Raw genomic sequence first — 13965 nt, forward strand, 5'->3', positions numbered from 1 at the left:
TGTTTAATTGAGAAGTTCCGCAATCCTGCTGATACAAGAAGTAACAAGGAGAAATTTCAATGAGTTCACCGATTGAAAAACTAAGGATAGGGGTAGCCAACCGGGGAGTTCCGGCTCTTCGTATAGGACGTACCATAAGAGAAATGGGAGGCATATATGTAGCGTTTGCCACAGAGGAGGATAAAACCGCTCCTCACGTATCCAAGGCAGACAAGGCTTACACTATACGGACGGAAAAAGGATATTTAGATTTAGAGGAGATCGTTCGCCTTGCACTGCAGCATGATGTTAAAGCACTTCACCCTGGATGGGGTTTTGCCGCGGAAAACAACCGGTTCCCATCCCTTTGCAAGGAAAACAAAATCATCTTCATCGGCCCTTCAGAAGCTCCAATGAAAAAACTCGGCAACAAGGTCACGGCCAGAAAGATCGCAAACTCTGTTTCCGTGCCGGTCATTCCAGGTTCCGACAGCTCGGTAACCCTTGAAGAAGCAAAACAGATCGCACGGGAAATCGGCTATCCGGTAATGATAAAAAGTGAAGGCGGCGGCGGCGGAAGAGGAATTGTAATTATTGAATCTCCTGAAGAGCTTGAAACGCATTTCCAAAAAGCCTCAACCATTGCAGAGGCGAGTTTCGGCAACCCGAATTTATATATTGAAAAATTTCTTCCATCGGTCAGGCACATGGAAATACAGGCCATCTGCGATTCATTCGGCAATGCAGTGGTACTGGATGAGCGGGACTGTTCCACGCAAAGAAAAAATCAAAAATTACTGGAAATCACACCCTCTCCCTGGAAAGGGATGACCAGTGAATTAAGAAAAACTCTTAAAAATGCTACTTTAAAGATTATATCCGCCGCAGGATATGATTCTATTGGAACATTTGAATTTTTAGTGGATGAAAAACAAAATTACTACTTTATTGAGGCAAACACCAGGCTTCAGGTTGAACACGGGATCACGGAAATACTTTACGGGATGGATCTTGTTGAAGAAATGATACGAATATCTTTTGGTGAAAAACTGAGCCTGAAGCAGGAAGAGATGAGCCCCAGGGGATTTGCCATGCAATGCCGAATAAATTTTGAGGATCCCCAAAACAATTTCCGTCCAAACGCAGGTGAAATAACCAGGTATCTTTCTCCAGGCGGCGAAGGGATAAGGCTCGATTCATGCGTCTTTTACGGATACGAGTTCCCCAAGCTCTATGACTCGCTGGGAGCTCTCCTCATGGCGTATGGAGCCACATGGGAAAAGACAGTGGCAACCATGAAGCGGGCTTTGTCTGAATACTTTGTAGGCGGCTTGAAAACCACTATTCCGTTTCATAAAAAGGTTGTCTCACATCCAAAATTCATGACAGGCGAAATTGTTACAAAATTCATCGATAATACGCCTGAGCTGATGTCTTACGTGGAAATCATACCTGAAGAAATCCGACTTGCCGGTTTGATGGCTGAAACTACCGCCAGGGGATTTAATCCATATGTCGGGCTTGGGTCTTACCGGAAATTCGGCGATTCCAAGGTCGGCCCAATGTCTGTGGATGTTTCAACTTTGGCAAAAAAGGCAACCAATGACCATTCCTATCAGCCGCCTTTTAATCCCAACGACCATAGGGACAACACTCTGAATTTTTTACGAAATTCTGAATATGTGGAATTCTGCAATACGACCCCAAGGGATATAACCCAGTCGGAAACCGGCAATCGATTTCGTCTCTTTGACGATCGTCTTGTCGGGCCATTAATTGACAGGTGCGGATATGCATCCATCGAAAACGGCGGCGGAGCCCATTACCATGTCGCCATGTTAGGATGCATGACAGACCCGTGGGCTGAGGCGGCGAACTGGAACGAATTTGCGCCAAACACGCAAAAACTTATCCTCATACGATCAACAAATGTGCTCGGCTATGCTCCCCAGAGTCGTGAAATCATGAGGCGCACAGGCGAAATGATCGTAAAGCATTACCATGTAATACGATGTTTTGATTTTCTGAACCATATTGAAAACATGGCTCCGTTTGCCGAAATTGTTTTAAAAGCTGAAAACCGTATTTTTCAGCCGGCCGTAAGCTTAAGCTGGGCACAGGGCTTTGATGTCTCCCACTACCTTGGGCTGCTGGATGAAATCCTTTCAATGGTGGGACGAATTTTAGAATGCAATAAGGACGAGGCATCTAAAAAAATCATATTCTGCCTTAAAGATATGGCCGGCGTGTGCCCGCCGCGATTTATCAAAAGTCTGATTTCAGCCATGCTTGATAAATATCCTGATTTAATTATTCAATATCATCGCCATGCAACAGACGGTCTTGCCGTGCCTGCGTTAGGCGCTGCCGCTCAGGCAGGAGCAAAAATCCTTGATGTTGCCGACGGTCCCAGCGTAAGATTCTACGGCCAGACAGCGGTAATGCCGGTGCTGGCATATATTGAAGGAGAGCTTGGCTTAAAGACCCGGCTTGATAAAGAAAAAATCAGAGAAACCGCATTTGTTCTAAAACAGATTATGCCGATATACGATCATTACTGCAGCCCCACATTTCTTGGGATTGATCACGATGTTACGCTGCACGGACTTCCAGGCGGGGCCACTTCAAGCAGCCAGGAAGGCGCCTTAAAACAGGGATATGCGTTTCTGCTGCCCAGCATTCTTTTAGTTCTCGAGCTCCATCGAAAACTTATCAGGTACCACGATGTTACTCCAGGCTCCCAAATAACCTGGACTAATGGATACATGATGGTTGTAAAGGCTTATGAACGGGGCGGAATGACGGAAGTGCAAAGAATTATCAACCTGTTAAACAAGGTAACCACTGTTGAAGAAGATAAACTGGATGAGCAAACCAGAAAAGATCGCAACATATTGTTTATCCATGCAAATGACGCTTTAAAAAATCTTCTGTTAGGAAAATTCGGCAAACTTCCTCTTGGGTGGCCAAAACAATGGATTTATGAATCGGTATTCGGAAATAAATGGAAAGAGGCTGTTGATGGCAGAACCGAAGAAAGCCCTCTTAATTTTCTTCCCCAGGTTAATATGGATAACGTAAAGGCGGAACTGGCCGGACATATCAAAAGAAAACCAACGGAACAAGAGCTGGTTAATTATCTCAATCATCCGGGAGATGCTTTAACGCTCATCAAAAATCTGGAAAAGTACGGCGATCCCAATGCGCTTCCTGATGATATCTGGTTTGAAGGTCTTGAACTGAACATTGAACGGGAATTTCGCACCTCTGATGGGAAAATACATGACATAGAGGTTGTGCGTTTAGGCCAGATAAGCAAAAACGGCACAAGAAGAATACGCTACAAGCTCGATCACGAAGTCTTTGTTGAAGAAATACAGGTTAAAAAAAGAGCCGCGGAGAAAAAGGGAATGGAAATGGCTGATGAAAATAATCCATATCACATCGGCGCCCCATTTGATGCAGATCTATGGCTTGTTCACAAAAAGGCAGGCGATGCCGTGCAAGAAGGTGAAGAGATATTGAACCTTTCTCTAATGAAGGTCGAATACTCTATAAATTCTCCTGTAATCGGTGTTGTTAAGCAAGTTCCGGTATTTGCCGATTACAAGGCGGATAAAAAGATGGTCCCTGTGATAAAGGGGCAGCTTCTCATGGAGCTTGCTCCCCCCTGTAAATGTTGCCTGAATTGCAATGAGCCAATACAGGAAAAGAACAAATTCTGCTCAAACTGCGGGAACAGATTATCCGACTGAAACCCACCGCAACATGCTAAGGATGTTGTGTTATCGCAACTTTCGCAGGAGAATATCAGGAGTTGCGGTGGTGGTTTGGTCCAGCGTCATACAGTGCGCCTTGCGGCTGTGGCGATCCGGCAAATAATTAATTTTGATGGCATTGTAAAAAGTCTCGTCTATTGCGTTGTAGTATTTTTCAGACTTTCAATATGCTACATGTATGCCTTTGATTCTAAAAAATCACTATGCCTTGTATATGAAACTTTCTACGAGTTTATCAATTTTCGCCTGGATATTTTTTTTGAAAATAAGAGCTAATCAAAGGATATTTAAGATTTTAGGAGAAAACGTTGTTTTGAGATTTATGTTAATAACTACGGATATGCATAAAATGCTTAGTAAAATTGCTCGTTCAAAAAAGGTTGTATTTAGAAAGAGTTGCCGGTTTGACCATAATATATATATAAATATCCGATAGATATAAATTGTTAATAACCTATTTGCAAATAATTCTAAAATCATTTACATCAGGTTTGACATCGAACAACCCCTGGCTTAAATACAGCGAAACCTTATTGTAAAACCATTTACTATCCCGAAAGAATCCTGCAAAAACCGTTTGATTTTATAATTATTGAACAATTTGCCTTGTTTAAGGAACCTTAAAACCTCGTCATTTTAATGTAATACACTATGGAACAAACCTGGATTAAAGTTAAAAATTCAATCAAGAAACAGATTCAAGGGCAAAGTTTCAGGATGTGGATTGAACCCCTTGCTTATTCAAAATCGGATAATGATTCTATTGTCCTAACATGCCCAAATGCTTTTTCAAAAAAACGGGTCCTTGATAATTATAGTACACTAATTAAGTCTGAACTACACAAAGTATCAGGCAATGGATGTAAATTTATTATTGAAGTTTCCGGAAACAAGGGTGTTTCGAAGGGGGAAACAGATCATGAACCTCAAATGTGCCTTCCAAATATTAACGCACATGCATGCGGAGGACATTTTTTACGAAAAGATTTTACATTTGACAAATTTGTAGTAGGCAGCAACAGCGACTTTGCTTATTCAGCATCGCTCTCACTTGCTTCAAGAAATAATTCAAACCAAAACTCCCTGTTTCTTTTATCAAAAACAGGCATGGGAAAAAGTCATCTTATCCAGGCTATCGGACATCATATCCTGTCCGAAAAACCCTCAGAATATGTCTATTATATTACGGCCGAAGACTTTACAAATCAGATGATTCATGCTTTTCGGCATGATTCAATCGACCAGTTTAAAAATAAATTCAGAAATAACTGCGATGTATTACTTATTGAGGATGTCCATTACTTAAGCGGCAAGCAGCGCACTCAGGTTGAGCTGGCATTAACCCTTGACAATCTGCTTGAAACAAACAAGAAAATAATTTTTTCAAGTTGCTACCTCCCATCTGAAATTCCAAAACTAAACGACAAATTGAGATCAAGCCTGTCATCCGGTATTATTTCAAATATTGATCCTCCTGGTTTCAGGACAAGGGTTAGAATTCTGCAAAAAAAAATAATGAATAACGGATATTATGTTTCCAAAGATATAATCCATTATTTAGCCAGCGAACTCACTGAGAATGTTAGACAACTTGAAAGCGGCCTTATCGGAATCACTGCAAAGTCATCACTTCTTGGAACGCCTATTGACCTGAATCTTGCGGAAAGCATAGTAAAAAATATAGCCAGTCAACGAACTAATATTACTATAGATATAATTAAAAAACTTGTATGCAAACAATATAATATTTCAATAAAGGATATTGTTTCAAGCTCCCGCAAGCAAAATATTGTTCAGCCAAGGCAGATAGCAATATACCTGTCCCGGATGTATACTGATTCACCCCTTCAGACTATAGGAAAAAGTTTTAATCGATATCATGCCACAGCTCTCCATTCAATTGGTATTGTTGAAAAGGGATTAAAAGAAAACAGACCTATGAAAAAGCAGGTGAAATTTCTTTGCGAGAAATTAGAATCCAGCGAGTTTTGACTAATACTATTTTTAAACAACTTCAGAATATTGTCGGCACGGCCAATTGCAGCAAGGCAAAAGAGGACCTGGCCTGTTATGCATATGATGCAACCGCCCGAACCTATATGCCTGATGCTGTTTTATTTCCCAAAAACAGCTCTGAAATATCTGCCATATTAAAGCTCGCCAATAAACACGGCTTCTTTGTTATCCCACGCGGTTCCGGTTCCGGCATGACCGGTGGATCCCTTGCGGTTAGAGGGGGCGTCATCATCGTAATGACCCGTTTGAACCGTATTCTGAAAATCGACAAGGAAAATCTGATCGCCCATGTGGAACCGGGCGTTGTGACCGGCCACCTGCATAAGGCTGTTGAAAAAGAGTCTCTTTTCTATCCCCCGGATCCATCAAGCTCCGAATTTTCAACCATGGGTGGAAATGTTGCAGAATGCGCCGGAGGTCCCCGCGCAATTAAATACGGCGTAACCAGGGATTATGTGCTCGGCCTCGAAATTGTCCTCCCAAGCGGAGAAATTATTAATACCGGTGTGCAAACCGCCAAGGGGGTAGTAGGATATGACCTGACCCGCTTGATAATAGGATCTGAAGGCACACTCGGAATAATTACCAGAATAATAGTTCGCCTTTTACCCCTTCCTGAAGTATCAAAAACAATAATCGCTGTTTTTGATAAGATAGAAACAGCAGCCCAAACAGTATCGGAGATCATAAAAAACCGCATAATTCCACGCGCCATGGAATTTATGGATAATGCTTCAATAAGATGTGTGGAAAACTACCTTAAAATAGGTCTTCCGGTCAAAGCAGAAGCTTTGCTTTTAATAGAGGTTGACGGAAATGAGGATGAGACAAACAGAGTTGCAGATAAATTAAAAACACTTTGCATTAACCGTGGTGCAACAAGGGTTGAAAAAGCAAGGACCAAAGAGGAGGCGGCAAACATCTGGAAAGCGCGCAAGGCGATTTCTCCTGCTCTGTTTCGTTATGGACCGGATAAGATCAACGAGGATATTGTAGTTCCAAGAAGTAAAATACCTGATATGGTAAAAAAGATAAATATGTTAAGGGATGAAACAGGGCTCTGTATGGTCAGTTTCGGGCATGCAGGTGATGGAAATATCCATTTTAATATAATGCTGGATAAACAAAACAAGGATGAGCTTGAAAAGGCGGAAACAGCGGTTGAGGCTATTTTTGATTATACACTTGAACTTGGAGGAACCATTTCCGGTGAACATGGAATAGGTATAACCAAGGCGCCTTATATTAAAAAAGAGATTGGAGATGTTGAACTTACCCTGATGAAAAATATAAAAAATGTCTTTGATCCAAAAGGCATATTAAACCCCGGCAAGATCTTCCCACTAAACACTTAGACTACAATCCTAATTGAGGTGATCTCAATTAGCGCTAAGTTATTTTGTAAACGTTTACGGCTTGAAACTTGAAATTGGAAAGTAGAAATTGGGAAGAACAGTGCAAAAGCATGAAGGCCAAATTTCCAATTTCTAATTTCAACGTTCCGTGAACGGTAATATTTTTATTGCATCTTAATAATCATATTATTCGAAGAAGCAAGATCTTCCAGTATTTCCATGCGGATATTATTTTCGCTCTCAACAGCGCAACGCAAGTTTATTGAACAATACTTTCTGCAAATCGTATCCTCGATATTGAAATCCCCAAAACATCCTAAATGAGAATTACAATAAATTCTTTCTTTTTTCATATATTCATCCCTGACAATGTCGTTAAAACCGACACCTGTGTTTTACTTTTCTTGTCGTTATATATCAACTGAAAGCAACCCAAGCATCTCACCGTGTATTTTGCCGTTAGTTGCCAGTATCTCCTTTTTATCAATCTTAAATGGATTGTTTGAAAAATCTGTAACAACAGCTCCTGCCTCAACAGCAATCAACTGGCCGGCTGCTGTATCCCATGGCTTCAGATTCTGCTCCCAAAAGCCATCAAATCGTCCGCACGCAACATAACAAAGGTCAAGAGCAGCCGAGCCAAGCCTCCTTACGCCTTGAGAAGCTTGCAGGCAATTAGAAAAGCGCTTCAGCAACGGATTTAGTATTTTCTTAAAATCATATGGGAAACCGGTTACCAGCAAGCTTTCTGAAACTGCTGCCATGCTTGATACTCTTATCGGCCTGCCATTTAGTGTAGCCCCTTCCTGTGTGGTAGCAACAAAAAGCTCTTCGGTTAATGGATTAAATACAATACCGAAAACGATATCCTGCCTTAAGGCAAAAGCTATGGAAATAGAAAAAAAGCCTAATTGATGAGCAAAGTTAGTCGTGCCGTCAAGGGGATCGACGATCCACTTATAATCAGCCTCACCATCATTCAGGCCGCCTTCCTCAGCCAGTATGGTATGATCTGGAAACTTGGCCAGGATAGTCTCAATTATTACCTTTTCCGACTCTGTATCGGCCTTTGTAACAAGATCAATAGAGCCTTTTTTGTTTATTACAGATAGCCTCCCAAGGTGAGACCTAACCACCCTGCCCGCCTTATAAGCGGCGGCAATACCAATGCTCTTAATAAGTTCCAAATCCATATGAATTCATATAATATATATTTATAGCAGTAAGTCAACCTTGATGAATTCGTAAAAATTAAGCACTGATTAAAGCCTGCATCTTTTCAAGAAGAGGAGGCAGGGTTAACTCGTTATTAGCTGAAACAGCTATCCCGTCAAGCTGCCTGACATACCTGTCTATCATTTCTCTGTCAACAGCATCCTGTTTGTTTAGAACACGAATTAAGGGAATATTGTTCAGATTAAGCTCGCATAGAATTTTTTCAACAGATTCAATATGATCTTTAAAACGCGGATTGCTGATATCTATGACATGGAGAAGAACATCCGCTGTTTCAAGCTCTTCGAATGTCGCGCGAAAAGCGACCATAAGCTCTTTTGGAAGGTCTTTAATAAAACCGACAGTGTCGGTTATGATTACCTCGATATCTTTCGGAAACTTCAAACGCCTGCTCGAAGGGTCTAAAGTAGCAAAAAGACGATCTTCAACACGCACATCGCTTTTTGTAAGGGTGTTAAGAAGGGTTGATTTACCGGCATTAGTATATCCGATTATTGAAATAACAGGAAGACCTTTTTTCTGTCTCTTTGCCTTCTGCTGCTTGCGTTGCTTCTTTACAAAAAGGAGATCTTTCCCCAAACTCGAAATCCTGTCACGCACACGCCTCCTGTGTATCTCAAGCTTTGTCTCACCAGGTCCCCGCCCCCCGATTCCGCCGGTCAAACGCGACATTGCGGTGCTTTTTGCGATAAGTCGCGGAAGCAGATACTTTAGTTGCGCAAGTTCAACCTGAAGTTTTCCTTCCCTTGTTTGAGCGCGTTGAGCAAAAATGTCGAGAATTAACTGGGTCCGGTCGATAATCTTAATATCTATTTTATCCGAAATTGAACGCATCTGGGATGGATTCAATTCCTGATCGAAAACAATAAGTGTTGCTCCATTCTTGAGAATTAAAATAGTTATATCCTGAAGTTTTCCAGGCCCCATAAGAAATCTTGAATCAACCCTTTTACGCTGTTGAAGCACGGTGCCTGCCACATCTATACCGCTGGACAGAGCCAGATCTTTAAGCTCTGCCAGGGAATCCATGGCTATACGCCTGGGGGCGGTTGTAACACTTATCAGTAGAGCCCTTTCCTTTCCTGAACCTGCTTTATATAAATGCCCCGCATGAGCAAGTTCTATTTCAATGGCCTTGATAAGCTCAAGACAGCCTATATCGAGTTGACCGGGATTCAGGGGAGCAAATATCCTGCATTGCTTTCCTTCCTGACCTTTAGGCAGTATATGCCCGACATGAACCTGACTGGGCCGGCCATCTGCTGTTATCGTAATTGCGGCAATTATGTCCAGCCTCAAAAGAGCAAGGTCTGTTAGATCATCTTTTGTAAGGGGGTCGTTTTTCAGGTGCGTATGTATACATCTGAGCCCTCTAAGACGGCCCGGAGCAACCCGATATTCGCTTATATCAGGTATTACTATCCTATGATAATCCCCTACAATTACAAATACTATCTTGCCGGAACGGTTTACAAGAAGACCTATCTGGCGGCGTATCTCATGGGAAAGTTTACTTATTTCGCGGGCAATCTCAAATGTAACGACAAATTCAGCTGGTATGCGGCGGCGATAAAAATTTTCAAGGCTGCGGATCTGACTTGCCTTTAATCCGCTGATACTTCCGAAAAGCTTCTTCATGAATCCATCATATCACAATCATTTTCTGACGCTGGATTTTCAAACCGGGTATAAGAGGTTAAAAAGGTTAGAGACGCCCACCCGATAGGTCCGTTCCTCTGCTTGGAAAGGATTATTTCCGCCTTACCCTTGTTAGGATTATTTTCATCCTTGTTATACACTTCGTCTCTATAAATAAATGCGACAACGTCCGCATCCTGTTCAAGTGCCCCTGACTCCCTTAAATCAGAAAGCTGCGGCCGTTTATCGCTTCGTTCCTCCAGCTTTCTGTTGAGCTGGGAAAGAGCCAGCACAGGCACGTCAACCTCCTTTGCCAGCGCCTTTAATGATCTTGATATCTCTGAAATTTCAAGGTCCCTGCGCTCATTTGAAGCTCTACCTCTCATGAGCTGCAGGTAATCTACAACGACTAAACCAAGCCCTTTGTCCATCTTTAATCTGCGCGCCTTGGCTCTTATCGAAGTAGCTGAAATGTCGGGTGAATCGTCTATATAAATCGGCGCTTCAGACAGAACACCGGCAGCATCTGTCAACCTGTTCCAATCATCCCTGCTGAAAAAACCGCTCTTTATACGGTGCGAATCAATCCTTGCCTCAGAACAGAGCAAACGCATCGAAAGCTGTTCCTTAGACATCTCAAGTGAAAATATCGCAACAGGAACATTGGCATTTACCGCTGCATTCCTCGCAATATTCAGCGCTAAAGAGGTTTTCCCCATGCTTGGACGCGCGGCAAGAATTATAAGGTCCGATTTCTGCAAACCCGATGTCAGGCTGTCAAGACGTGTAAAACCTGTCGCAATACCGGTCAGTAAACTCTTGTTCCCCTCGCGCTCTTCAAGGGTGTCGATGTTTTTGCTGATAATTTTGCCTATCGGATAAAATGCCTGTTTATTCTTATTTTCCGATATTTCAAAAATGGCTCTTTCAGCAAAGTCTATTAGTTCGTCAACATCGCCACGGTCTTCAAAGCACTTTTTGGCGATCTCATTTGTCTTTTCAATAAGACGCCTCAGCGATGCCTTGTCGTGGATTATCCTGGCATAATGTCGCGCATTTACAGCAACCGGAACAGTGTCCACCAGCCTGGCAAGATATGTAGCCCCTCCGATTTTTTCCAGACAATCCTGCTCTTTGAGAATATTGGCAAGTGTCACAAGATCAATAGGTTCGCTCTTTGAAAAAAGGTCAAGCATTGCTGAAAAGATCTTGCCATGAGCCAACCTGTAGAAATCTTCAGGAGAAAGAATCTCAACAACATCAAGAAATGCGTTGTTGTCTATCAGGATTGCGCTGAGTATCGATTCTTCCGCCTCAAGATTCTGAGGGGGAATTTTATAAAGGGAAGGATTTTTTTCGCTTTGAAAGCGTGTATCGGCCATTTGCCTAATCTGCATTAACTGATTTTAATAGTTCAGCCACAAAGACATTAACCTGCCTGGCGGCTGAACTGTTATAAAATTTATTGAAGATTCCCCACGGCAAGCTGCAGGAAATCTTCGACCGTAAGGAAGTTTGCTATTTTTGGATTAGCTCGCTAACCCCGTCCCGCTGAAGCGGGACTACGGGGAATACGCTCACTTTTGCGGTTCAGCCGTTATTTCAACCGTTATCTCAGGCTTAACCCCTTTGTAAACACGGACAGGTATTTTGTATGTGCCTATATTTTTAATAGGCTCTTTGAGCAATATCATCCTTTTTTCAACTATAATATTCTGGTTCGCAAGGGCATTAATAATATCGCCCGAAGAAACAGAACCGTACAGACGATCATCTTCGCTAACCTTTGCGGTTATCTTACATACAACATTTTCAAGCTGTTTGGACATCTCTTCGGCAAACCCCTTTTCCTTGGCAATCTGCAATTCAAATTTAGCCTTTTCCTTCTCCATCATCTTACGGTTTTGAGAAGTCGCCGACACAGCCTTTTTCTGCGGCAAAAGATAGTTTCTGGCATAACCGTCCGCCACTGTTACCTCGCTGCCGATTATTCCTAATGACTCTATTGTTTCCTTTAAAATTAACTTCATATGCTACCCCTGCTAATATATTAATAAAAAATATTTAATCACTCTTCCTGCTTGATTCCCAATTTTCTGTAATTCAACCAGATATCGGAAAAACCAATTCCTATAATAATAAGCGCTATAACCTGCTGAATCGCGATAAGGCTGTATAAAAAAAACTTTAATATAGATGAAAAGTGTTTTTTTTCAAAAAAGAACGAAACAACAGCCACGCCCTGAAAAAAATATATCGCCATCATAATGATCAGCCCGTTTAAGCCAACCATCTTTATGCCTCTCTCAGGTAAAATCAGCATCAACCCACAGCATATGGCGCCCCAAACAAAAGGATCCGGAACTTTCCATAAATTCAGAAAACCAAAATCCGGATAAAAAAGACCTCTGAATTTTAGAATCGGCTTTACAATAAGCAGAGTCGCCCATGCCATAAAAAAGCTTGAAACCACTACCATGGCAGGAATAATTCTCAATAGAACATACTGTATGTTTTCAAGTGATTCTGAAAAAAGGCGGATGTTTTCCTCAGGCATCCCCATCTTTTCATACAAAGCAATTGTCAACCTTAGATTCTTTGCCACATATTCCGATATAAAGGCAATAATCCCGACATTAGAAATATTGCTGTAAAAAAATAAACCAAGAACCCCTGCAGACAATACCAAAGCGCATGCATATAAAACAGTCTTTTCAATAGAAAGGTTAACTTCAATAAGTTCACCCAGAACAAAACCAAGCAGTAACAGTTCTATAAAGAAAAACATGTCGATCGACATGGCGCCGACCACGAAAATCATCATAATGGTTGACGCGACAAGCACCATGGCGCCGGTTGTTCTGCCAAGCTTTGAACGATAAAAAAAAATCGGCAGGGGAATAAGCAAAGAACAGAATAAACCTGCTACCGGCAAATAAATCGATGCTGCAAAGATAAGCGTTGTAATCGCAATTCCTTTTGCTATATCGATCAAGACATTCCCTTGAATGGTTTGAGGCACTATCACTTTCTCCTTGAAACAGACTGTGGCAATATTTCTAAATATAGCCCACAGTGCCGACGTAAGGCAGAAGAGCGATTGTACGGGCACGCTTGATTGCATGCATAAGGACACGCTGATGTTTCGCACAGGTTCCGGATATTCGCCGCGGAATAATCTTGCCGCGCTCTGTTACAAAATACCTGAGCGATTTGGGGTCCTTATAATCTATTGTCAGACTGGTGTCTGCACAAAAACGGCAAATTTTACGGCGATTATATACTCTTTTTTTAGCATCAGTTTTATTTCTGACATCGCTATTTCCTCTTTGGGGTTTGAAACCAGCAGCCATTTTACTTCTCCTCCTCATTAGTTTCAATCTGCATTGTTTTGCCTTCTACTACTTGAGATTCGCTGATTTCGGGTTGATCTTGCTTATCTTCCGGCGCAGAATCATTAAATTTCTCCTTCGTGGCAGCAGCTGGTTTATCATCGGAAGCTGCTTTGTCTTGAGCGGTCTGCTCCTTGGCTGCCTCAGCCTCAGCCAGCTGTTTCTTTATTCTTTCAACATCGGCATCCTTGTCAAGCAAAACCGTCATATACTTCAGGACACTGTCATCAATCCGGAAAAATCGCTCGATTTCACTCACAAGAGCTCCTGTCCCGCAAAAATCTAAACGAACATAATATCCGCGCGACTTTTTTTTGATTTCATAGGCAAGTCGCTTATCCCCCCATTCATCAACGACTACAAGAAAACCCCCCTGCTGGATGATCAAGCCTTTTGTTTTTTCAAAAACAGGCAGTCTTTGTTCATTAGAAAGATCAGGATCGATAATAACTATTGTTTCGTATCTTCTCATTTAACCCCCTTTTGGATATTAAGCCCCGGCATTATCCCAGAGCAAGGATTTCTGGTGGGCCGTGTTGGAATCGAACCAACAACCTACTGATTAAGAGT

General features: G+C 42.0%; 11 protein-coding genes. 4 read left to right on the forward strand and 7 right to left on the reverse strand.

The features are described from left to right. Positions 1-59: 59 nt before the first annotated feature. The 4 genes from VMW78_08265 (at position 60) to VMW78_08280 (ending at position 7129) form a co-directional block, all read left to right on the forward strand. Complete coding sequence (locus VMW78_08265; GenBank protein ID HUV50996.1) at positions 60-3734, forward strand: pyruvate carboxylase; 3675 nt, start codon at positions 60-62, stop codon at positions 3732-3734. 27 nt (positions 3735-3761) lie between these two features. Beyond that, positions 3762-4034 (forward strand): hypothetical protein, encoded by a 273-nt coding sequence (locus tag VMW78_08270; GenBank protein HUV50997.1) that lies wholly within the window; start codon positions 3762-3764, stop codon positions 4032-4034. Positions 4035-4409: 375 nt separating this feature from the next. Continuing rightward, positions 4410-5750 carry a chromosomal replication initiator protein DnaA gene (gene dnaA / locus VMW78_08275; GenBank protein HUV50998.1) on the forward strand — a complete coding sequence of 447 codons (1341 nt, stop codon included), beginning with the start codon at positions 4410-4412 and terminating at the stop codon, positions 5748-5750. Beyond that, complete coding sequence (locus VMW78_08280; GenBank protein ID HUV50999.1) at positions 5720-7129, forward strand: FAD-linked oxidase C-terminal domain-containing protein; 1410 nt, start codon at positions 5720-5722, stop codon at positions 7127-7129. Before dnaA ends, VMW78_08280 begins: the two co-directional genes overlap by 31 nt. A gap of 410 nt (positions 7130-7539) precedes the next feature. Here VMW78_08280 and VMW78_08285 read toward each other — a convergent pair whose 3' ends face one another. From VMW78_08285 to rpsF, 7 genes are all read right to left on the reverse strand, one after another. Continuing rightward, positions 7540-8322: an inositol monophosphatase family protein gene (locus VMW78_08285; GenBank protein ID HUV51000.1), complete on the reverse strand. Its 783-nt coding sequence runs from the start codon at positions 8320-8322 to the stop codon at positions 7540-7542. Between the two features lie 58 nt (positions 8323-8380). Next, positions 8381-10003, reverse strand: coding sequence for a GTPase HflX (hflX, locus tag VMW78_08290; protein ID HUV51001.1), 1623 nt, complete (start codon positions 10001-10003; stop codon positions 8381-8383). After that, positions 10000-11385: a replicative DNA helicase gene (gene dnaB / locus VMW78_08295; GenBank protein ID HUV51002.1), complete on the reverse strand. Its 1386-nt coding sequence runs from the start codon at positions 11383-11385 to the stop codon at positions 10000-10002. The genes hflX and dnaB overlap by 4 nt, the downstream gene beginning before the upstream one ends. Before the next feature lie 195 nt (positions 11386-11580). Beyond that, positions 11581-12033 carry a 50S ribosomal protein L9 gene (gene rplI / locus VMW78_08300; protein HUV51003.1) on the reverse strand — a complete coding sequence of 151 codons (453 nt, stop codon included), beginning with the start codon at positions 12031-12033 and terminating at the stop codon, positions 11581-11583. A gap of 38 nt (positions 12034-12071) precedes the next feature. Further along, complete coding sequence (locus VMW78_08305; protein ID HUV51004.1) at positions 12072-13025, reverse strand: YybS family protein; 954 nt, start codon at positions 13023-13025, stop codon at positions 12072-12074. A 37-nt stretch (positions 13026-13062) separates the two neighbouring features. Further along, positions 13063-13356: a 30S ribosomal protein S18 gene (rpsR, locus tag VMW78_08310; protein ID HUV51005.1), complete on the reverse strand. Its 294-nt coding sequence runs from the start codon at positions 13354-13356 to the stop codon at positions 13063-13065. A 1-nt stretch (position 13357) separates the two neighbouring features. Then, positions 13358-13867: a 30S ribosomal protein S6 gene (rpsF, locus tag VMW78_08315; protein HUV51006.1), complete on the reverse strand. Its 510-nt coding sequence runs from the start codon at positions 13865-13867 to the stop codon at positions 13358-13360. Positions 13868-13965: the final 98 nt, after the last annotated feature.

Source organism: Anaerolineae bacterium (genome assembly GCA_035529315.1).
Classification (GTDB): Bacteria; Desulfobacterota; Desulfobacteria; order Desulfobacterales; family ETH-SRB1; genus Desulfaltia.